General features: G+C 68.8%; 12 protein-coding genes. 2 read left to right on the top strand and 10 right to left on the bottom strand.

Annotated features, from left to right (window positions below; translation table 11 throughout):
• Positions 1-22: 22 nt before the first annotated feature.
• The 3 genes from A7D27_RS16310 to A7D27_RS16320 all read right to left on the bottom strand — a co-directional run bounded on the left by A7D27_RS16310 (position 23) and on the right by A7D27_RS16320 (position 2674).
• Positions 23-1360 carry an SPFH domain-containing protein gene (locus A7D27_RS16310; RefSeq protein WP_069565454.1) on the bottom strand — a complete coding sequence of 446 codons (1338 nt, stop codon included), beginning with the start codon at positions 1358-1360 and terminating at the stop codon, positions 23-25.
• A 100-nt stretch (positions 1361-1460) separates the two neighbouring features.
• A complete protein-coding gene (gene lpxH / locus A7D27_RS16315) occupies positions 1461-2183 on the bottom strand; it encodes a UDP-2,3-diacylglucosamine diphosphatase (RefSeq protein WP_069565455.1) in 723 nt (240 codons plus the stop codon).
• Positions 2180-2674 (bottom strand): peptidylprolyl isomerase, encoded by a 495-nt coding sequence (locus tag A7D27_RS16320; protein ID WP_044401686.1) that lies wholly within the window; start codon positions 2672-2674, stop codon positions 2180-2182. The genes lpxH and A7D27_RS16320 overlap by 4 nt, the downstream gene beginning before the upstream one ends.
• A gap of 120 nt (positions 2675-2794) precedes the next feature.
• Between A7D27_RS16320 and A7D27_RS16325 the strand changes: the two genes are divergently transcribed.
• Complete coding sequence (locus A7D27_RS16325; RefSeq protein ID WP_069565456.1) at positions 2795-4465, top strand: glutamine--tRNA ligase/YqeY domain fusion protein; 1671 nt, start codon at positions 2795-2797, stop codon at positions 4463-4465.
• Positions 4465-5850, top strand: a complete 1386-nt coding sequence (cysS, locus tag A7D27_RS16330) for a cysteine--tRNA ligase (protein WP_069565457.1) — start codon at positions 4465-4467, stop codon at positions 5848-5850. Before A7D27_RS16325 ends, cysS begins: the two co-directional genes overlap by 1 nt.
• 101 nt (positions 5851-5951) lie before the next feature.
• On the opposite strand, the gene A7D27_RS16335 is transcribed toward cysS, so the two are convergent.
• The 7 genes from A7D27_RS16335 to A7D27_RS29175 form a co-directional block, all read right to left on the bottom strand.
• Positions 5952-6449 (bottom strand): DUF934 domain-containing protein, encoded by a 498-nt coding sequence (locus tag A7D27_RS16335; RefSeq protein WP_069562360.1) that lies wholly within the window; start codon positions 6447-6449, stop codon positions 5952-5954.
• Positions 6433-8091 carry a nitrite/sulfite reductase gene (locus tag A7D27_RS16340; protein ID WP_069565458.1) on the bottom strand — a complete coding sequence of 553 codons (1659 nt, stop codon included), beginning with the start codon at positions 8089-8091 and terminating at the stop codon, positions 6433-6435. Before A7D27_RS16340 ends, A7D27_RS16335 begins: the two co-directional genes overlap by 17 nt.
• Positions 8092-8313: 222 nt before the next feature.
• On the bottom strand, positions 8314-10323 hold the full coding sequence (locus A7D27_RS16345) for an SWIM zinc finger family protein (RefSeq protein ID WP_069562358.1): 2010 nt from the start codon (positions 10321-10323) through the stop codon (positions 8314-8316).
• Positions 10320-11444, bottom strand: coding sequence for a VWA domain-containing protein (locus A7D27_RS16350; RefSeq protein ID WP_069565459.1), 1125 nt, complete (start codon positions 11442-11444; stop codon positions 10320-10322). Before A7D27_RS16350 ends, A7D27_RS16345 begins: the two co-directional genes overlap by 4 nt.
• Positions 11437-13902, bottom strand: a complete 2466-nt coding sequence (locus A7D27_RS16355; RefSeq protein WP_083265660.1) for a DUF5682 family protein — start codon at positions 13900-13902, stop codon at positions 11437-11439. Before A7D27_RS16355 ends, A7D27_RS16350 begins: the two co-directional genes overlap by 8 nt.
• Before the next feature lie 3 nt (positions 13903-13905).
• Positions 13906-15003 (bottom strand): AAA family ATPase, encoded by a 1098-nt coding sequence (locus A7D27_RS16360; protein WP_069565460.1) that lies wholly within the window; start codon positions 15001-15003, stop codon positions 13906-13908.
• Positions 14997-18707 (bottom strand): DUF4132 domain-containing protein, encoded by a 3711-nt coding sequence (locus A7D27_RS29175; RefSeq protein WP_069565461.1) that lies wholly within the window; start codon positions 18705-18707, stop codon positions 14997-14999. The genes A7D27_RS16360 and A7D27_RS29175 overlap by 7 nt, the downstream gene beginning before the upstream one ends.
• Positions 18708-18842 lie beyond the last annotated feature (135 nt).

The following is an 18842-nucleotide window of genomic DNA, read 5'->3' on the forward strand; positions in this document are numbered from 1 at the left end:
TTTTTTTGTGGGCTGTGCCTGGTCAGTCCTTCACTTTCAGGTCCAGTGCCAGGTCGCGGGCGGCCTTGGTGGCGAGAACGCCCATGAGCTGGCCGATCTCGTCCTGACGGCTGGTGGCGCCGTTCTGGTTGGCACCCATCATCACGCTGGGCACCGGTGCCTGAGCAGCGGCCTCGGCCCACACCTTGTTGATGGCGATCAGCGCGTCGAGCTTGGGCTGCAGCGCGCCGTCCGCTTTGATCACGGCCTCGCGTGCATAGGCCTCGGCGTCGGCGGTGATCTTGGTGGCCTGGGCGGTGATGCTGGCCTTGTCGCGCAGCAGCTCGGCGGTCTGTTTCTCGATCTCGGCGCGGCCTTTCTCGCGTTCGGCGTTGATGATCGCCAGTTGCTTCTCGGTCTCGGCCTGGGTGGTGCGTTCGATTTGGTCGCGGAGGGTTTCCTGGCGGCGGGCTTCCACTTCCTTTTCACCGCGGGCGGTGACCAGCAGCTTCTCTTCCTCTTCCTTCAAGCGGTTCTGGCGTGCCACGGCCAGTTCGGCCAGTGCCTGCTGGACCTTGACCATGCGCTGCTTGTACTGCGGGTTGGGGTCGACGTTGGTGATGCGCGCCTCCACCACTTCCACGCCGTACTTGCGGAACTGCTGCTGCTTGCGCACCGGGATGCCCTTGGAGTCGATCACCTTCTCGGTGACGAACTGGCTGGCGTTGTTGTCGCCGAAGGTGCCCTGCTCGGTACCGGCCTGAAGGATGGCCGTCTGGTGGGGCATGGCGCCGCGCGGGCCGCGCACTTCCTTGCGCTTGATCAGATAGAGGCCATCGTTGAGCTGGTTTTCGAACTCGGCGGCGAATTCGCTGCGGGCACCGGCATAGAAGTCGTCGGCGGTCATCAGGGATGCAGTGGCCTGCAGGGTCTCCTTGATGGCCGGAACCAGGGCCGTGCGGATGAAGTTCTCGGGGTTGCGATACTCCTGGGCGATCTTCAGGAACTGCTCATCGCCCGGCAGGCGGAAGCGCGCGGAGGATTCCACCTTGGCGTCGACGTTGCCGAGGAAGACGATGGGGAAGGCTTCGATGGTGGCGCCGAGGGAGTCGTTGTCGCTGTTCTCGTCGATCTGGTTAAGCGCTTCGGTGAGCACCGACTGCACGCTCAGAGCCTTCTTCCAGGGGGTGGCGCGGCCGAACCATTTGGTGGCGTAGCCGACGTCGTCCACTACTTTCTCCTCGCCGAATATGGTCCGCACGTGGGTGGCGAAGCCGGCTTCGTTATAGAAGAAAATGCCGTTGAACAGGACGAAACCGAGGCCGGCAGCGGCAGCGCCACCGACCAGGTACTTGATGTAGGGGGCGTTCGCGAACTGCATGGTCGCTCCTTGACGGTTTGGGACACGGCATGCTGGAGGTCGCATGCCGCCTCGTCAAGCTACGCTCACGCGGGCTGCGGGCAGGTTCTCGCTGCAGGGGTCAGTCGAAGACGAATGGCGCTTGGCGAAAACCGTCAGCGTCCACTTCCAGCGCCCAGCCCTGGCGATCCCAATCTCCCAGTACGATGCGCTGTGCCGGTTGCCCGTCGATTTCCAGGATGTGTACCGCTGGTCGATGGGTATGGCCGTGGATGAGCGTGGGTACTTTGGCATCGATCATCACCCGGGTGACTTCCTCGGGGGTGACATCGACGATGTCGTAGGCCTTCTGCCGGGTTTGGGCGCGGCTCTCGCTGCGCAGCTTGCGGGCCAGGCGGTGGCGCACGCGCAGGGGCAGGTGGCGCAGGACGAAGAGGGTCAGCGGGTGACGCAGGATGCGGCGCAGGCGCATGTACGCCTCGTCGCGGGTGCACAGGCTGTCGCCGTGCATCAACAGCACCGGGTGGCCCGCCAGTTCAGTCTGGGCCGGGTCGTTCAGCAGGGTGCAGCCGGCCTCGCGGCAGAATCGCTCGCCGACGAGGAAGTCGCGGTTGCCGTGCATCAGGAACAGCCGCGTGCCGCCGTCAGCCACCTGCCGCAGGGCGCGGGCGATGGTGTGCTGGTAGGGGGTCATGGCGTCGTCGCCGATCCAGGCTTCGAAGAAGTCGCCGAGGATGTACAGCGCTTCGGCCTGGCGGGCGCGGGTGTCGAGGAAACGAAGAAACGCCCGGGTGATGTCCGGGCGTTCCTCTTCGAGATGCAGGTCGGAGATCAGCAGGATCACTCGACGATCTCGGCCTTCTCGATGATCACGTCTTCGACCGGGACGTCCTGATGGCCAGCCTTCATGGTGGTGGCCACGCCCTTGATTGCGTTGACCACGTCCATGCCTTCGGTCACCTGGCCGAACACTGCGTAGCCCCAGCCCTGGGTGGTGGGGGCGCTGTGGTCGAGGAAGTCGTTGTCGGAAACGTTGATGAAGAACTGCGCGGAGGCGGAGTGCGGGTCCATGGTGCGGGCCATGGCGATGGTGCCGACCTTGTTCGACAGGCCGTTGTTGGCCTCGTTCTTGATCGGTGCGCGGGTGGATTTCTGCTTCATGCCGGGCTCGAAGCCGCCGCCCTGGATCATGAAGTTGGAGATGACGCGGTGGAACACGGTGCCGTCGTAGTGGCCGGCCTTTACGTATTCCTTGAAGTTGGCGGTGGTTTCAGGCGCTTTGTCCTCGAAGAGTTCCAGGGTGATGACGCCGTGGTTGGTGTGCAGCTTGATCATGGGCAATTCGCTCTGAACGTGAAATCCGAAGGCCTGTCAGGGGGTTGACAGCTTCGGTATGATAAGCGCTTTGATTTGGCCGGCCTACCCTGAGCCGCAAAGCATGATCTTAAGGACACCATGAGCAAGCCAGAGACCCCCGTCGTCGCCACGAACTTCCTTCGCCCCATCGTCCAGGCCGACCTGGACGCCGGCAAGCACGCGAAGATCGTCACCCGCTTCCCCCCGGAACCCAACGGCTACCTGCACATCGGCCATGCCAAGTCGATCTGCCTGAACTTCGGCCTGGCCCAGGAATTCGGCGGCGACTGTCATCTGCGCTTCGACGACACCAACCCGGCCAAGGAAGACCAGGAATACATCGACGCCATCGAGCGTGATGTGAAGTGGCTGGGCTTCCAGTGGGCGGGCAAGGTCCGCTATGCCTCGGATTATTTTGACCAGTTGCACGCCTGGGCCGTCGAACTGATCAAGGCCGGCAAGGCCTTCGTCTGCGACCTCACCCCCGAGGAAATGCGCGAGTACCGCGGCAGCCTGCATGAGCCGGGCAAGAACAGCCCGTTCCGCGACCGCTCCGTCGAGGAGAACCTGGACCTGTTCGCCCGCATGAAGGCCGGCGAGTTCCCGGACGGCGCCCGTTCTCTGCGTGCCAAGATCGACATGGCCTCGCCGAACATCAACCTGCGCGACCCGATCCTCTACCGCATCCGTCACGCCCATCACCACCAGACCGGCGACAAGTGGTGCATCTACCCCAGCTACGACTTCACCCACGGTCAGTCGGACGCCATCGAGGGCATCACCCACTCCATCTGCACCCTGGAGTTCGAGGACCATCGCCCGCTCTACGAATGGTTCCTGGCCAACCTGCCGGTGCCGGCACAGCCGCGCCAGTACGAGTTCTCGCGCCTGAACCTGAACTACACCATCACCAGCAAGCGCAAGCTCAAGCAACTGGTGGACGAAGGGCACGTCAGCGGCTGGGACGACCCGCGCATGTCCACCCTGTCCGGCTACCGCCGCCGGGGCTACACCCCCGAATCGCTGCGCAATTTCTGCGAGATGATCGGCGTCAACCGTGCCAGCGGCGTGGTGGACATCGGCATGCTGGAATTCAGCATCCGTGATCACCTAGACGCTACCGCCGCCCGCGCCATGTGCGTGCTCAAGCCGCTCAAGGTGGTCATCACCAACTACCCGGAAGGCCAGGTCGAGCAGCTCGAACTGCCGCGCCACCCGAAGGAAGACATGGGCGTGCGCACGCTGCCCTTCGCCCGCGAGATCTACATCGACGCCAGCGACTTCGAGGAAGTCCCGCCTGCCGGCTTCAAGCGCCTGGTACCCGGTGGCGAAGTGCGCCTGCGCGGCAGCTACGTGATCCGTGCCGACGAAGCCATCAAGGACGCCGACGGCACTATCGTCGAACTGCGCTGCTCCTACGACGCGAACACCCTCGGCAAGAACCCCGAAGGGCGCAAGGTCAAGGGCGTGATCCACTGGGTGCCGGTGGAAGGCAGCCTGGAGTGCGAAGTGCGCCTGTACGACCGCCTGTTCCGCTCGGCCAACCCCGAGAAGTCGGAAGAAGGCGGCAGCTTCCTCGACAACATCAATCCCGGTTCGCTGGTGGTGCTCACCGGTTGCCGTGCCGAGCCGTCCCTGGCCCAGGCTCAGCCCGAGGAGCGCTTCCAGTTCGAGCGCGAAGGCTACTTCGTCGCCGACCTCAAGGACTCCAGGCCCGGCCAGCCGGTGTTCAACCGCACTGTCACCCTGCGTGACTCCTGGGGGCAGTGATGGCGCTGACGATCTACAACACCCTCACCAAGGCCAAGGAAGTCTTCCAGCCCCTGGAAGGCAACAGCGTGCGCATGTACGTGTGCGGCATGACCGTGTACGACTACTGCCACATCGGCCATGCCCGGGTGATGGTCGCCTTCGACGTGGTCACCCGCTGGCTGCGCGAGCGCGGTTATGACGTGACCTACGTGCGCAACATCACCGACATCGACGACAAGATCATCAAACGCGCCCAGGAGAACGGCGAGCCGTTCGAAGCGCTGGTGGACCGCATGATCGCCGCCATGCACGAAGACGAGGCGCGCCTCTCCGTGCTGCGTCCGGACATCGAGCCCCGTGCCACCGGCCACATCGCCGGCATGCACCAGATGATCCAGACCCTCATCGACAAGGGCTTCGCCTACGCCCCCGGCAATGGCGACGTCTACTACCGCGTCGGCAAGTTCGAGGGCTACGGCAAGCTCTCCCGCCGTCGCATCGACGAGCTGAAGATCGGCGCGCGCATCGAGGTCGACGAATCCAAGGAAGACCCGCTGGACTTCGTCCTCTGGAAGGGCGCCAAGCCCGGCGAGCCGAGCTGGGAATCCCCCTGGGGCTCTGGCCGTCCTGGCTGGCACATCGAGTGCTCGGTGATGTCCACCTGCTGCCTGGGCGAGACCTTCGACATCCACGGTGGCGGCCCGGACCTGGTGTTCCCCCACCACGAGAACGAGATCGCCCAGAGCGAGGCCGCCACCGGCAAGCTCTACGCCAAGGCCTGGATGCACGCAGGCGCGGTCCGTGTGGATGGCGAGAAGATGTCCAAGTCCCTGGGCAACTTCTTCACCATTCGCGAGGTGCTGGAGAAGTACCACCCCGAGGTGGTGCGCTACCTGCTGGTGTCCAGCCACTACCGCAGCCCGATCAACTACTCCGAGGACAACCTCAAGGAAGCCAAGGGCGCCCTGGAACGCTTCTACACCGCCCTGCGCGGCCTGCCGGTCGTCGAGGCGGCAGGTGGCGAAGCCTTCGTCGAGCGCTTCGGCGCGGCCATGGACGATGACTTCAACAGCCCCGAAGCCGTCGCCACCCTGTTCGAGATGGCCCGCGAGGTGAACCGCCTGCGTGACAGCGACCCGAGCACCGCAGCCGCCCTGGCGGCACGCATGAAGGCCCTGGGTGGCCTGCTCGGCCTGCTGCAGTTGGAGCCGGATGCGTTCCTCCAGGCCGGTGCCACCGGCAAGGTGGACGCCGCCGAGGTCGAAGGGCTGATCCAGGCGCGCCTCACCGCGCGTGCGGAGAAGAACTGGGCCGAGTCCGACCGCATCCGCGACCAGCTCACCGCCATGGGCGTGGTGTTGGAGGATGGCAAGGGCGGCACCACCTGGCGCCTGGCGGAATAACAGCTAACCGACGGGGCGTTGCGGACAACGCCCTATCGAAGCGCCATAAAAAACCGGGACCTGCGAAGGTCCCGGTTTTCTTTTGCCCGTTGCCTGGAGAATCAGGCGCGGCGGCGGAACAGCGGCAGCGGCTGGTCGGCGGAGGCCTGGTAGACCTCGCTGAAGTCCTCGAACGCCTTCAGCGCGTCGTGCGGGTCCTTGTCCTCGCGCAGGGCGAAGGCATCGAAACCGCAGCGCTTGAGGGCGAACAACTGGTCGCGCAGCACGTCGCCTATGGCACGGACCTCACCCTGGTAGCCGTAGCGCTGGCGCAGCAGGTAGGCGGTGGAGGAGTGGCGGCCATCGGTGAAGGCCGGGAAATTCAGCGCGATGACCTGGAAGTGCGAAAGGTCATCGGCGATCTCCTCGATCTCCTCGCCGGCATCCAGCCACACGCCCAGGCCGCCATCGCGGGCCTTGAGGGCGTGGCTGTGCTCGACCCAGAGGGCCAGGGGCACGATCAGGTCGTCGCAGTTGGACAGCCCATCGAGGGTTGCGTCCTTCGGCAGCAGGTGCCAGGTCTCGTCGATGATCTGGCCGTTCTTAATGATTCGCTGCATATACGCGCTCCTTGAACGGGTCGATGCCGATGCGGCGGAAGGTGTCGAGGAAAGGCTCCTCCTCGGTGCGGCGCTCGACGTAGACCTGGATGATCTTCTCGATCACGTCGGCCATTTCCTCCTGGGCGAAGGAAGGGCCGAGGATCTGCGCCAGGCTGGCGTCGCGGCCAGCGCTGCCACCCAGTGACACCTGGTAGAACTCCTGGCCCTTCTTGTCCACGCCGAGGATGCCGATGTGGCCGACGTGGTGGTGGCCGCAGGCGTTCATGCAGCCGGAGATGTTCAGGTCCAGGTTGCCGATGTCGAACAGGTAGTCCAGGTCATCGAAGCGGCGCTGGATGGCTTCGGCCACCGGGATCGACTTGGCGTTGGCCAGGGAGCAGTAGTCACCGCCCGGGCAGCAGATGATGTCGGTGAGCAGGCCCACGTTGGGTGTGGCGAAACCCTGCTCGCGCAGTTCGTTCCACAGGGTGAACAGTTGCGCCTGCTCCACGTCCGCCAGGATCACGTTCTGGTTGTGGCTGTTGCGCACCTCACCGAAGGCGTAGCGGTCGGCCAGGTCGGCAATGGCGTCCAACTGCTTGTCGGTTACGTCGCCCGGGGCCACGCCGGTGGGCTTCAGCGACAGGGTCACGGCCACGTAGCCCGGCTTCTTGTGGGCGAAGGTGTTGCGCTGGCGCCAGCGGGCGAAGCCCGGGTGTTCGGCGTCCAGGGCGGCGAGGGCGGCGTCCTGGTCCTCCAGGGCCTTGTAGGCCGGGTCGACGAAATGCCTGGCGACGCGATCGACTTCCGCCTGGGTCAGGGTGGTGGGGCCATCCTTCAGGTGCGCCCATTCGGCGTTGACGCGCTCGGCGAACACCTCGGGGGTCAGCGCCTTGACCAGGATCTTGATGCGCGCCTTGTACTTGTTGTCCCGGCGGCCGTAGCGGTTGTAGACGCGCAGGATGGCGTCCAGGTAGCTCAGCAGGTGCTGCCAGGGCAGGAATTCGTTGATGAAACTGCCGACGATCGGGGTACGGCCCAGGCCGCCGCCGACGGAGACGCGGAAGCCCAACTCACCGGCCTCGTTATTCACCGCTTCCAGGCCGATGTCGTGCACCTCGATGGCGGCGCGGTCGCCCACGGCGCCGTTCACGGCGATCTTGAACTTGCGCGGCAGGTGGGAGAACTCGGGGTGGAAGGTGGACCACTGGCGGATGATCTCGCACCAGGGGCGCGGGTCCACCAGCTCGTCACGGGCGACGCCGGCGAACTGGTCGGTGGTGGTGTTGCGGATGCAGTTGCCGCTGGTCTGGATCGCATGCATCTGCACGGTGGCCAGCTCGGCGAGGATCTCCGGCACGTCCTCCAGCTCCGGCCAGTTGAACTGGACGTTCTGGCGGGTGCTGATGTGGGCGTAGCCCTTGTCGTAGTCGCGAGCGATCTGCGCCAGCTTGCGCACCTGGGTGGACGACAGCAGGCCATAGGGCACGGCAACCCGCAGCATGGGGGCGTAGCGCTGGATATAGAGGCCGTTCTGCAGACGCAGGGGACGGAATTCCTCGCCCGAGAGTTCCCCGGCCAGGTAGCGGCGGGTCTGATCGCGGAACTGCTTGACGCGGTCCTCTACGATGCGTTGATCGTACTCGTCGTATACGTACATGAATGGTCCTGTTGTCAGGCTGCTTACAGCAATTCTGCGCGCACGGCCGCGCACCCCCTGCGGAGCCGGTGGAAGATACCAGCTCATGGTTATGCGCAAAAGTGATGTTTGAGTATATGTAAAGAACCTGATCGCATAAGCGTGGGTGCGAGCATAACCTTCCCCGTGCGGCTGGAGGCCCCGGCTGGCGGGCGTCGAGAATGCTTCTCGACTGGCCCGGCGTCAGCCCAGGGCCAGCAGGCGGCTCATCAGGTGCGTCCCCCGCAGCAGCGCCTCGGTCGAGACCCTGGGCGACTCCGCCAGGTGCCCCAACGCCTGCGCCAGCACCGCCACCCCCGCTGCGTCGGCCAGCGCCTGCTGGGTCCGCAGCACCTCCCGGTGATGGGCAGAGGGCTGCTGGCGACCGCTGCTGGCCAGGCTTTCCAGCACGTCCAGGGCCGGCTCCACCAGCCGTCCGGCGAGGCTCGGCGGCTCCACCGCCGGCACGGCGCGGTCGGGGCGGCTGAGCAGGCGCTGGATGCGCTCGAACAGTCGGCGGTTGCGGCTCAACCCGCCACGCACCAGGGATTCGAAGTCCAGCGACAGGCAGCGCAGCCGGCCGTGATCGGCCACCAGCAGCGCAAGGGGCTCCAGGCAGCGGCGGCGACCGTCCAGCCAGGGCCGCACCAGCACGGCACGGATGTCGTCCAGGGCCTTCTGCGCCCGTTCCAGGTTGTCCAGGCGTTCGCGGCGCTCGGCGGTGCAGGGCAGCTCCAGCAGCAGGGTGCGGCCGTTGCTGTCCTCCAGCGGCCAGGTCAGCACCTGCCGGGCTTCGTCCAGGCTTGCTTCGTGGCAGCGGGCGGGGCGCAGCAGCAGCCGGGTCGGCGGCTCGCTGGCGAGGGCGGCGCTGTCTTCCAGGGCCAGGCCCAGCTGTTCCCAGTCCGCCAGGCCGAGGTCGAGCAGGCGCGGGTCATCCGCTGGCCAGCCGTCCTGGGGACGCGCAATGCCGCCGCCGGGGGCCAGCCGGCCATCCTCGGCCAGGCGCGGCCCTTCCAGCTGCAAGGGCGCACGGCACAGCAGCTCGGGCGTGCTGCGCCACAGTGCCTGCTGGGCCCAGACCGCGTCGCGGCGGAAGCCGGGGTCGCTGCCATCGGGGCGGGCCAGGGTGGTTTCCAGCACCTGGCCGTCGTTGAGGTCCCAGAAGGCCAGGCTCAGGCCGCGGGCGCCGCCGGCACTGGTCCACCAGTGGCCGCCCAGGGGCAGCAGGTCGAGGGTTTCACCGGCCTGGTAATCGCGTCGAAGGCGGCCGCGCAGCTGGGGTAGGCGTTCGCTGTCTGAACGCAGAAGGGCCTGGCAGAGGGCGTGGACGCGGGCCATCTGCACCAGTGCCTCCCGCTCGCTGCTGTGGTCGTCGCGCTCGGCCAGGCGGGTGATCTGCCCGCCTAGGGTGCGCAGGTGGCCGGCCAGGCGCGGCAGCCCTTCGGTGCGGGCGCCGAGGTTGAGCAGGCGCAGCTGCAGGGCGCTGGCCCGGCTGACGTGGGACAGCCCCTGGCCCAGCAGCTCGTGCAGCAGTTGCTGCACCGAGGCCAGCAGCTCGCGCTCGGCCTCGCCCAGGCCGTCCCGCGTGGTGTCGGCGGGGGCGCTTTCGGTGGTCCAGGCCCAGGGTTGGCTGTGGGCCTGGAAGAGCCCGGCGAGGGCGGCCAGGTGCAGGGCCTTGCGTTCGCTGTCCCGCGCCTCGGAGAGCATCCCTTCGAAGCCCGCCCCCGCCAGGTAGCTGACTTCGCCCTCCAGGCCGTCGAAGGCGATGGCCAGGCGCAGGCCGTGGTTGCTCACCCGGGGCGTGCCGAGGGTCTCGATCCATTGCCGGGCGCGACGGGTGGCCACCTTGCCGGCGAGCTTCTGCAACTGCGCCGGGTCCAGCGCCAGGGCTTCCACCCGGGCGGCATCGGGATCGGGCTGCTCCGTGCCTGGGACCGCGTCGGGGGCTTCGCTGCGCAGCCACAACACGGCGGCGAGGATGTGCTTGCAGCAGCCGCTGGCCGGACAGGTGCAGCGCGCTGCCTCCACGCCGCCGGCGTCCAGGCGCACGGTCTGGCCGTCCGTCTCGATCAGCCCGTGTGCGTCGGTGCGCTCGCCCCAGGCCAGCTTGCCGGCCTCCACGTCCTTGCTGGCGCGGCGCAGCAGGCCGGCATTGGCCAGGGTTTCCAGGGCGGCGTCGTCGTAGGCCCGGTAGCGGGCCAGCCAGGCGCTCATTGCATCACCTCCGCCAGCCATTCGGCGAAGTGCTCCGGGGTCAACGCGGCGATCCGCATGCCCCGATCCGCCAGGCGCTGGCCCATGGATGGGTCGTAGACCGGCCGGGCGGCATCATCCAGGGCCGCCAGGCCGAGCAGGCGCACGCGGGCCTCGTTCAGCCGCGAGACGCAGGCCAGCAGCGGGCCGATGGCGGCGCCTTCTTCGAAGTCGCTGATCAGCGCCAGCACGGTGCGCTGGGGCGTATCCACCAGTTGCTCGCAGTAGCGCAGGGCCTTGCCGATGTCGGTGCCGCCGCCCAGCTGCACGGTCAGCAGCACCTCCACCGGGTCGTGGGCGAGGTGGCTGAGGTCCACCACCTGGGTGTCGAACAGCACCAGGCGTACCCGCACGCTGGGCAGGGTGGCGAGGATGCTGGCGCAGATGGCGCTGTACATCACCGAGTCGAGCATCGAGCCGCTCTGGTCGACGCAGAGGATCACGTCCCAGGGCAGCTGTCGGCGGACGCGGGCGTTGAAGCGCGGCGATTCGATCAGCAGCTGTTTGCGCTCCGGGTCGTAGTGCTTGAGGTTGGCGGCGATGGTGGCGCGCCAGTCGAAGTTCTGCGCGTGGCGGATCGGCGAGCGGCGGAAGCGGTTGCGCCGGCCGTTGAGGGCGTTGGTGAAGCGGCTGCGCAGGCGCTGGAGAATCTCTTCCACCACCTTGGCGATCAGGTGGCGTACCGCGTCGCGGGTGTCGGCGCTGAGGCGGCCGCGCACGCTGAGCAGCGCCTTGGCCAGGGCCGGGCTGGGTTCCAGGCTGGCGAGGCTGGCCGGATCGGTGAGCAGGGCACTGATGGCGTAGCGCTCGATGGCCTGGGTCTGCAGGCGCTCGAAGGTGGAGCGGGGGAACAGGCTGCGGGCCTGCTCCAGCCAGTTGAGGGCGGTCAGCTGGCTGTCGTCGAGGGAGCCGCCGCGCCCGCCCTGGACATGGCCGCGGCGCTGGTACTCGCGGTTGTAGAGGTAGTCGAGGGTCTTCTCCAGCCGCGCGTCGGTGGGGTTCAGGGCGGCCTGGTCGAGGGCGCGGTCGGCGTAGCGGCCGAGGATCAGGCGCCAGCGGCGGGCGGTTTCCAGGTCAGTCATGGTCGGCTTCCGTGGCCCAGTCGAGCAGGCCGTCGCGCGCCAGCGAGCGCCCGAGCGCCAGATGCAGGGCGGCGCCGGCGAGCAGGTCGTGGCTGTCCAGTTCGTGGTGCGCGCTGTCCAGGGCGCTGTCGCCCAGGCCGTTCAGCGCGGCCAATTGGCTGGCCAGACGCCCGGTCTCCTGGGGCTTGAGGCGGGTGAAGGTCAGGCGCAGGTCGGGCAGGTGGCGGACGAAGGTGGCCTCGTCCCAGCCGGCCACCAGAGTGTTGAGTGCCTGGCCCAGGTGTTCGACCCGCAGGATCAGCTCCGGTGCGGCCTGCAGCAGCCCGCCGAGGTAGCGCACGGCGTCCTCGCTGTCGGCGCCTGGGCCGAAGCGGCGGCCCAGGGCTTCGGCCAGGCGGGCCTCGTCATCGAGATCGTCCAGGTAGCGCAGCGCGTCCAGGGCGCCGGCCAGGGTGGGCGGCGCCTCGTCGCGGAGATTGGCCAGGGCGCCCTGCAGGGCTTCGTCCTGGCCATCAAGGCCCACCAGGCCGCTGCCCAGGCGGATGAATTCGCGCAGGGCCAGCAGGGCATCCACGGCGGCGCCTTCCTGCTCGGGGGCGCAGAGGGCCAGGCCCGGTACCAGGAACAGCGCCGCCGGCACGATGCGCTGCAGCAGCGCCGGCAGTTGCGGTTGCTCCTCCAGCCCGAGCAGTTCGCGGCCGCGCCAGAGGTGCAGCAGGCGCTGGCCGCAGGCGACCACCGAGGCCAGCTCGGGGTCTTCGTCCAGGTGTTCGGCCAGGCGCTGGAACAGCCTCGGCAACTGCTCGCCCAGGCCGATCAGCCCGGCACGGGCCACCAGTTGCGCCACGCGGCCGGCGCTGCGGCCCTGGCCCTGGCCCAGCAGCGCGCGCTCCTCGTCCAGCAGGCGGCGCAGGGCGATGTCGCGCAGGTGGCTGCCTTGTTCGGCCCGTTCGATGAGGTTGGCTTCCACCAGCGGCGACCAGGCGTACTCCCATTCCTCGAAGAGCAGGTCGAGGCCGCTGCCGTTGACGAAGTCCGGTCCGCCCTGATGCCGGGCCAGGCCGCTGTCCAGGTAGGCCATGAGGTGCAGGAAGCGGCTGCGGGCACGGTGACGGGGCTTGCGGTAGAGGTCCAGCCGGGTGCGCCGGGCCAGGCTGTCGCTGAGGTCCAGGCGGTGGGCGAGGGCCAGCCGACGGGCTTCTTCCACCAGGGGCGGGGCCTGGGTCGAGGGCGGCACGTCGCCCAGGCGGTTGCCGCCCAGGTGGCGCTGCACGGCCCGCAGCAGGCCGTCCTGGCCCTCGTCCAGGCTGCCCTTGACGAAGCAGGCGTGCACCGCGTCGAGCAGGTCGTAGCGCCCTGGGCCGGGGTGCTGGCGCAGCCGGGCGAGGCCGGCGGCCTGTTCGGCGGCGTTGCTCACGCTGGCGAAGGTCAGGGCATCGGCCAGGCGCTGCTCGCGGGTTTCGGCGGCGATGCCACTGAGCAGGCGGGTGGCGATGCGCTGGCGGGCGAGGGCGTCGTCCTCTTCGCCCTGCAGCGCGTCCCAGACCTGCTGGTAATAGGCCGGGGAGGGCATGCCGGAGGCGTAGCCGTTGAGGGCGTCGAGGCGGTCGAAGCTGTAGCGGATCAGCCAGGCCTGGCTGTCCTCCGGGTCGGCGGGTCTGGCCGGTGCCGGGGTGCCGGCGGCCAGGGCCTCCACCAGCGCCAGGGTGTGGAAGCCGCCGGTGACCACCACCAGCGGGCCGTCCACCCGGCCACGCCAGTCGCGGATGCAGCCGAGCATGTGGGCTTCGCGGGCCAGGGAGCCCTCGGCGGCGAGCACGTCGTCCTCGTAGTCCAGCCGCGCCATGGCGCACCAGGCGAAGGCGTCGTCGAACAGCCGCTGCCAGTCGGCCAGCGCCGCGCGGGGGCGCAGCTCGAACAGGTGCTCCCAGAGTTCGTCGTGGTCCCGGCAGTGGGCCTCACGGGCCAGGGCGGCGAGGTAGCGGCTGTGGGCCAGGTAGCGCTCGGCCATCAGGCTGCGCTGCTGGTCGGCGGCCTGCTCCTCGTCATGCTGGCGGGCCCAGGGCAGGTCGATGAAGGCCAGTTGCGCCCCCAGGCGCTGGCCGTCCTGCAGGGCCTGCCATTCCGGCGAGTAGTCGCAGAAGGGGAAGAAGGCCGAGCGCAGCGCCGGCTCGCCCTCGGCGTCGGGCCGGCGGTGCTGGGAGAGGATCGCCAGGGGCGGCCGGCTGCGGGAGTCCAGCAGGTCGGGGATGAGCCGGTCGAAGTCCGCCGGCCCCTCGATCAGGATGGCCGCCGGCTGCAGGGCCTGGAGTTGCTGGCGCAGGGCGAAGGCGCAGGCCGGGCTGTGGTGGCGCACCGGCACCAGGTGAATGCCGGCCTGGGCCAGGGCCGCGCGCTCACGGGCGGCGGCCTGCAGCCGTTCGGGCAGGCGCGGGTCGCTGGCGAAGGCCTCTGCCATGGTTCAGTCCCACAGGCCCTTGCTGGCATCGAAGAAACGCTTCCAGTGGTCGTCGCGGCGGGCGCGCTCGCGCACCACGCTGTCCAGGTAGTGGCGCAGGCGGCGGGCGTCGTCCTGGCTGTCCTTGAACACCACGCCGAGCAGTTGGCGCGCCAGCTCGGCGGCGGTCAGGCGGCCGTCGCCCAGGTAGCGGGCCTCCAGGGCGGCGGCGTAGGCGACGCTGACCGCTTCGGCGGTGGACATCACCGCTTCCGGGGCCTTGATCGCCGTGCCTTCGCGGGTGCTGCCCTGGCGCAGCTCCTGGAACACGGTGACCAGCAGGGTGATGACGTCCCGCTCGACGGCGACCTTGCCGGCCTGCTCGCCCAGCTCGCGCTGCAGCTGGCGCATCACCAGCTCCACTTCGAATTCGCTGTCGGCGATGGGGCGCACCGTCTCGAAGTTGAAACGGCGCTTGAGGGCGGCGGACATCTCGTGCACGCCGCGGTCACGCAGGTTGGCGGTGGCGATCAGGTTGAAGCCGGGGCGGGCCAGCAGGCGACCACCTTCGCCCAGCTCGGGGATCATCATCTGCTTCTCGGAGAGCAGGGAGACGAGCACGTCCTGGATCTCCGGCGGGCAACGGGTGATCTCCTCGAAGCGCACCAGCTTGCCGGTCTGCATGCCCTGGTGCAGCGGTGAGGGCACCAGGGCGCGCGGGGTCGGCCCCTCGGCCAGCAGCAGGGCGTAGTTCCAGGAGTACTTGATGTGGTCCTCGGTGGTGCCGGCGGTGCCCTGGATGGTGAGGGTGGAGTCGCCGCTGATGGCGGCGGCCAACAGCTCGGAGAGCATCGACTTGGCGGTGCCCGGCTCGCCCACCAGCATCAGCCCCTGGCGGCCGAGCAGGGTGACGATGGCGCGGTCAACCAGGGCGTCGTCGCCGTAGAACTTGCGGCTGATGCCCAGGGCGTCGTCACCGAGGATGAAGCGGCGCACCGAACGCGGCGAGCGCAGCCAGCCCGGGGGCAGGTCGGCGCCGGCCTGCTGGTCGGCTTCGGTCAGGCGCACCAATTCGTCGGCATGCAGGTGTTCGGCGCTGTGGCGCAGGGCGGTGCTTACCATGGTGTCTTCTTCTTCCACTGGGGATCGAAGCCGACGCAGGCGTCGGCGGCGGCGCGGTAGTCGGCGTAGGTCTCGGCCAGCAGCACGGGCGGGATCTCCGCCAGGGGCAGGCTCTCGCCGGTGGACCAGCGCTGGGCCATGCGTTCGTAGCTGAGGTGGGTGAGCGCGGCGGGGACGTTCTCCTCGGGCAGGCAGTTGCCGGTGAAGCCGATGCACACCCGCAGGCCCAGGCTGGAGAACTCCTTGAAGTAGTGGTCGAAGAAGCCCCCGTCCTCGGCGGCGGCGCGCTGGTAGCCGAGCTTGGTGAGGGTGCCGCGCAGGGTGAAGGTGTCGCTGAGCCAGCCGAGGCGGTCGGCGATGCGTTCGCCGCTGCCTTCGTCCTGCTCCGACGCCCCGCTGGCGGTGGGCTCGGGCAGCATGCGGCTCATCTGGGCGAACAGCGGTTTGACCTTGTAGTCCTTGAAGTGGGCGGTCCAGGCCTTGGCGGTGTCGGTGTCCACCAGGGCGGCATGGGCCAGGCGCACGCGGCGGGCTTCGTCCAGCTCGACCTCGTCGTCGTCGAGGTCGATCAGGCTGCCGTCCTCGGTGGGGCGGAACAGGCGCAGGGCGCCGTCCTCGGCCACTTCGGCCCAGACCAGGCGCTGCACCAGGTGGGTGACCACCGGGTGGCGCTGCAGGTATTCACGCCACTCGCCGGCAGGCCACAGGCGCTCGGCGCACATGGCTTCGTAGAGGCGCTGGGTCTGCAGTTCGATGACCTGCTTGAGCTCCTTCTTGCTGGTGGAGAGCTGGGTCTTGGCTTCCTTGATCAGCGCCGGGTCGTCGCTCTTGCGCGGCTCGGGCAGGGCCTTGACCACCTTGTCGTCGGGGTTGCGCAGCTCCAGCTTGAGGGCACCGTCCAGGCGCGCGGTGAACAGGCGCTCGCCGTACTGCAGGTTGAGCACGCCCTGTTCGTCGAAGCCGGCGCTGGGGATGGTGCGGTCGGCCAGTTCGTCGGCGCTCCAGCCATTGCGCTGGGCGATCTGCTCCACCAGCACGCGGGCCAGGGCCTGGACCGAGGCGGTGCGGTGGCGGCGGGCGACGGCCAGCAGCAGTTGGATCACCAGCGGGTCGTTGCTGTTGGCGGCGGCGCTGAGCAGGGCCTCGACCTGGGCGCGGCGCTGGTAGTGGTCGCGCATGTAGGCCTGCAGCAGGCTGACCAGTTCGTGGCCGGCCATGGCCCAGGTGAGGGCGAGGATGCCCTTGTCGGCGATGGCGCTGCCCAGGTAGATGGACAGGTGCTCGCGCTTGAGGATCTCGAAGGCCTGCTCCTGGGTGATGTCGGCGTACTCGGGGGACCACTTGGCCCAGGCCTGGTAGCTCTGCATGCGCTGGGCGAGGTTGGCCTGGGCGTGGGCGATGGCTTCCTCCTGGCTCGGGTGGCGGGTGTCCTGGGCGATGAAGCCCAGCAGCAGGGCCTTGCCCAACGCTGCCCGGCTGGCCGGGGCCAGCAGCTCCAGGTAGCGGTTGAGCAGGGCGTTGCCGGCCGGCTCCTTGAGCTTGCAGGCGAGCACCACCCACCAGCGCACGATCTCCGGCTCCACTGCGCTGCCGTCCAGCCACTGGCAGGCGGGCAGCCGGTCCAGGTCGAGCCAGGCCAGGCTGGCCGGGGCCTTGCCCTGCAGGCCCTTACGCGCTTCAGCGAGCAGTACGGCGGGTGCGAGGTGACCGCTGATGTCGTCGCCCAAGGCTTCCAGGGCGGTGAGCAGGGCGGCGCGCACGGTCTCGCGCTTCTCCTTGGCCAGGGCGGCCTTGAGCGCGGGGACGGCTTCGGGGCGGCCCAGGCGTTGCAGCCATTCGGCGGCGAGGGTGCGGATCTCCTGCTTGCTGGAGCCCAGGGCCTCGATGGCGCGCTCGGCGATGTCGGGCAGGGTTTCCAGCAGGCGCTGGGCTTCGCTGCGGTTGGTCTTGCTGGCGCCCAGGGCCAGTTCCAGCAGCACCGGGATCAGCCGTTTCGGCAGCACCGGGAAGCGCTCCAGCAGGCTGAGGGCGGTGGGCACGTCGAACTCGGTGCGGCCATGGTTGGGGCGCAGGCCGAAGGCCTCTTCGAGGAACTGCGGGTGCTCGGCGAAGAACGGCCAGACGCGATCGGGGTCGAGCTGGGCCAGCGGCGAGTTCCAGCCGAAGCAAAGGCCGGCGGTCTCGCGTTCCGGCTCTTCGCTGCCGCAGCGGCGCAGGGCGTCGGCCAGGGTGCGCAGGTCGAGACGGCGCAGGGCGTCGCCCTTGAGCCATTGCATGAGTTGGTAGGCGTTGAAGTAGCGGCGGCGGGTCACCCGCAGGGCGTGCAGCAGGTTGACGTCGGCGCTGGCGGCCAGGCGGCCACGGTAGGCGAGCACGTCCTCAAGGCCGTCGGAGAGCTTGCGGCCCTGGCCGTTGAGGAAGTCGAGGGCGGCCTGCAGGTCCTTGTCGGTCAGGGCCTTGAGCTTCTTGTAGGCCTTCTGCTGCCAGTCCCACTTGCGCTTGTGCTCCAGGTTGCTGCGGATCTCTTCCTCGGCGGCGAGGCGGCTCTCCTCCAGCAGTTCGGTGAGGTTGCGGCGCAGCAGGTCGAGGGTGGCGGCTCCCAGTTCCACGTCGGGGCAGCGCTCGTAGTCACCGGCCTCCGGCAGCACCTGTTCCTCGGCGCTGGACTGGCTGTCCAGACGGGCCATGGCGCTGGCCAGGGCCTGCTGCACGGGCTTGGAGGTTTCCTCGGCCAGGCGCGCCTGGAGAATCGCCCGTGCGCCCTCACCGCTGCGGGCGAGGAGGTCGGCGGCCAGGGTGCGTTCGCTGCTGCTGCCGGTTGCCAGCAGGAGGCCGAGCTGTTCCAGCTTGACGTCCTGGGGCAGGGTCTCCACATGCGGGCCGGCGGCGGCACGCACGGTCTTGGCGCTGTTCACCGCGAGACGCACGAGGATGTCGGCGTAGGCCGCGGCCAGGCGCGGGTGGGGGCCGATCAGGCCCACCAGGGACAGGTTGCCGCTGGCCGAGAGGCGGGCAGGCAGGGCGCGGGTGGCGTCGGGGTGCTGCAGCAGGTGGTCGGCCAGGTCGGGCAGGCGCAGCAGGGCGTTGAGGTCGCGCCAGTGGTAGTCGCCGAGGTCGCGGCGGTCCAGCACCAGCAGCAGGGCGTCGCCGCCGGGCAGGTCGTCCACCGCCAGCAGGCGCGTGAGCAGGTCGAGGGTCCAGTGCTGGCGCAGGTCGCTGCTGATCTTGCTGCCGAAGTCCTTGCGGGTGGTGTGCAGGGCGTCGACCACCAGGTAGATGAACCAGTCGGGCACCTGGGCGATGCGGGTGATGTTGACGCCCTGGCAGGCGGCGGCCAGCACCTTGCCGAAACGGGCCAGGGCGACGACATCGGGTTCGGCACCGATCACGTAGAGGCGCGTGCGTGCATTGGTCGCGGCGTTGATGCGCTTCTTGTGCTTCTGGGCGTCGTTGCGCAGGTTGCCCGAGGGGTACCACCAGCCGACGGTGGCGGGCTGGTCGAGGAGGACGGTGGCCTCTTCGCCATTGAGCCGGGACAGCTCGGCGAGGACCTGTTCCTCCCGCCCGCTGAGGACGAAGGCGGCGGCCCGTGCGGCCAGGCCCGGCGCCAGGATGTCCAGCACTTCGAGGCTTTCGGCGACGTGCTTGGCGAAGGGGGTGGTGGGGGCGGTGATGCCGAGCTTTTCCAGCAGTGTCTGCAGCATGGGAGGGGCCTGTCCTTGGGATGCGAGGCGCCGATGTTAAAACATCGGGCCGGTCGCTCGCCTGCTCGTGCGCAGGGTTTGCTGGTTGGCGCAAGTTTTCCTTCCGACGGCCTGCCTTGAGGCCGTGCCGGGCCT

It is taken from the genome of Pseudomonas sp. 1D4 (assembly GCF_001728925.1).
Classification (GTDB): domain Bacteria; phylum Pseudomonadota; class Gammaproteobacteria; order Pseudomonadales; family Pseudomonadaceae; genus Metapseudomonas; species Metapseudomonas otitidis.

Bases quoted from the DNA above. Each gene is read 5' to 3' on its own strand.
- A7D27_RS16310 (WP_069565454.1), bottom strand. From the start codon at position 1,360: ATGCAGTTCGCGAACGCCCCCTACATCAAGTACCTGGTCGGTGGCGCT.
- A7D27_RS16350 (WP_069565459.1), bottom strand. From the start codon at position 11,444: ATGACTGACCTGGAAACCGCCCGCCGCTGGCGCCTGATCCTCGGCCGC.
- A7D27_RS16355 (WP_083265660.1), bottom strand. From the start codon at position 13,902: ATGGCAGAGGCCTTCGCCAGCGACCCGCGCCTGCCCGAACGGCTGCAG.
- A7D27_RS16320 (WP_044401686.1), bottom strand. From the start codon at position 2,674: ATGATCAAGCTGCACACCAACCACGGCGTCATCACCCTGGAACTCTTC.
- A7D27_RS16345 (WP_069562358.1), bottom strand. From the start codon at position 10,323: ATGAGCGCCTGGCTGGCCCGCTACCGGGCCTACGACGACGCCGCCCTG.
- A7D27_RS16360 (WP_069565460.1), bottom strand. From the start codon at position 15,003: ATGGTAAGCACCGCCCTGCGCCACAGCGCCGAACACCTGCATGCCGAC.
- A7D27_RS16340 (WP_069565458.1), bottom strand. From the start codon at position 8,091: ATGTACGTATACGACGAGTACGATCAACGCATCGTAGAGGACCGCGTC.
- cysS (WP_069565457.1), top strand. From the start codon at position 4,465: ATGGCGCTGACGATCTACAACACCCTCACCAAGGCCAAGGAAGTCTTC.
- A7D27_RS29175 (WP_069565461.1), bottom strand. From the start codon at position 18,707: ATGCTGCAGACACTGCTGGAAAAGCTCGGCATCACCGCCCCCACCACC.
- A7D27_RS16325 (WP_069565456.1), top strand. From the start codon at position 2,795: ATGAGCAAGCCAGAGACCCCCGTCGTCGCCACGAACTTCCTTCGCCCC.
- A7D27_RS16335 (WP_069562360.1), bottom strand. From the start codon at position 6,449: ATGCAGCGAATCATTAAGAACGGCCAGATCATCGACGAGACCTGGCAC.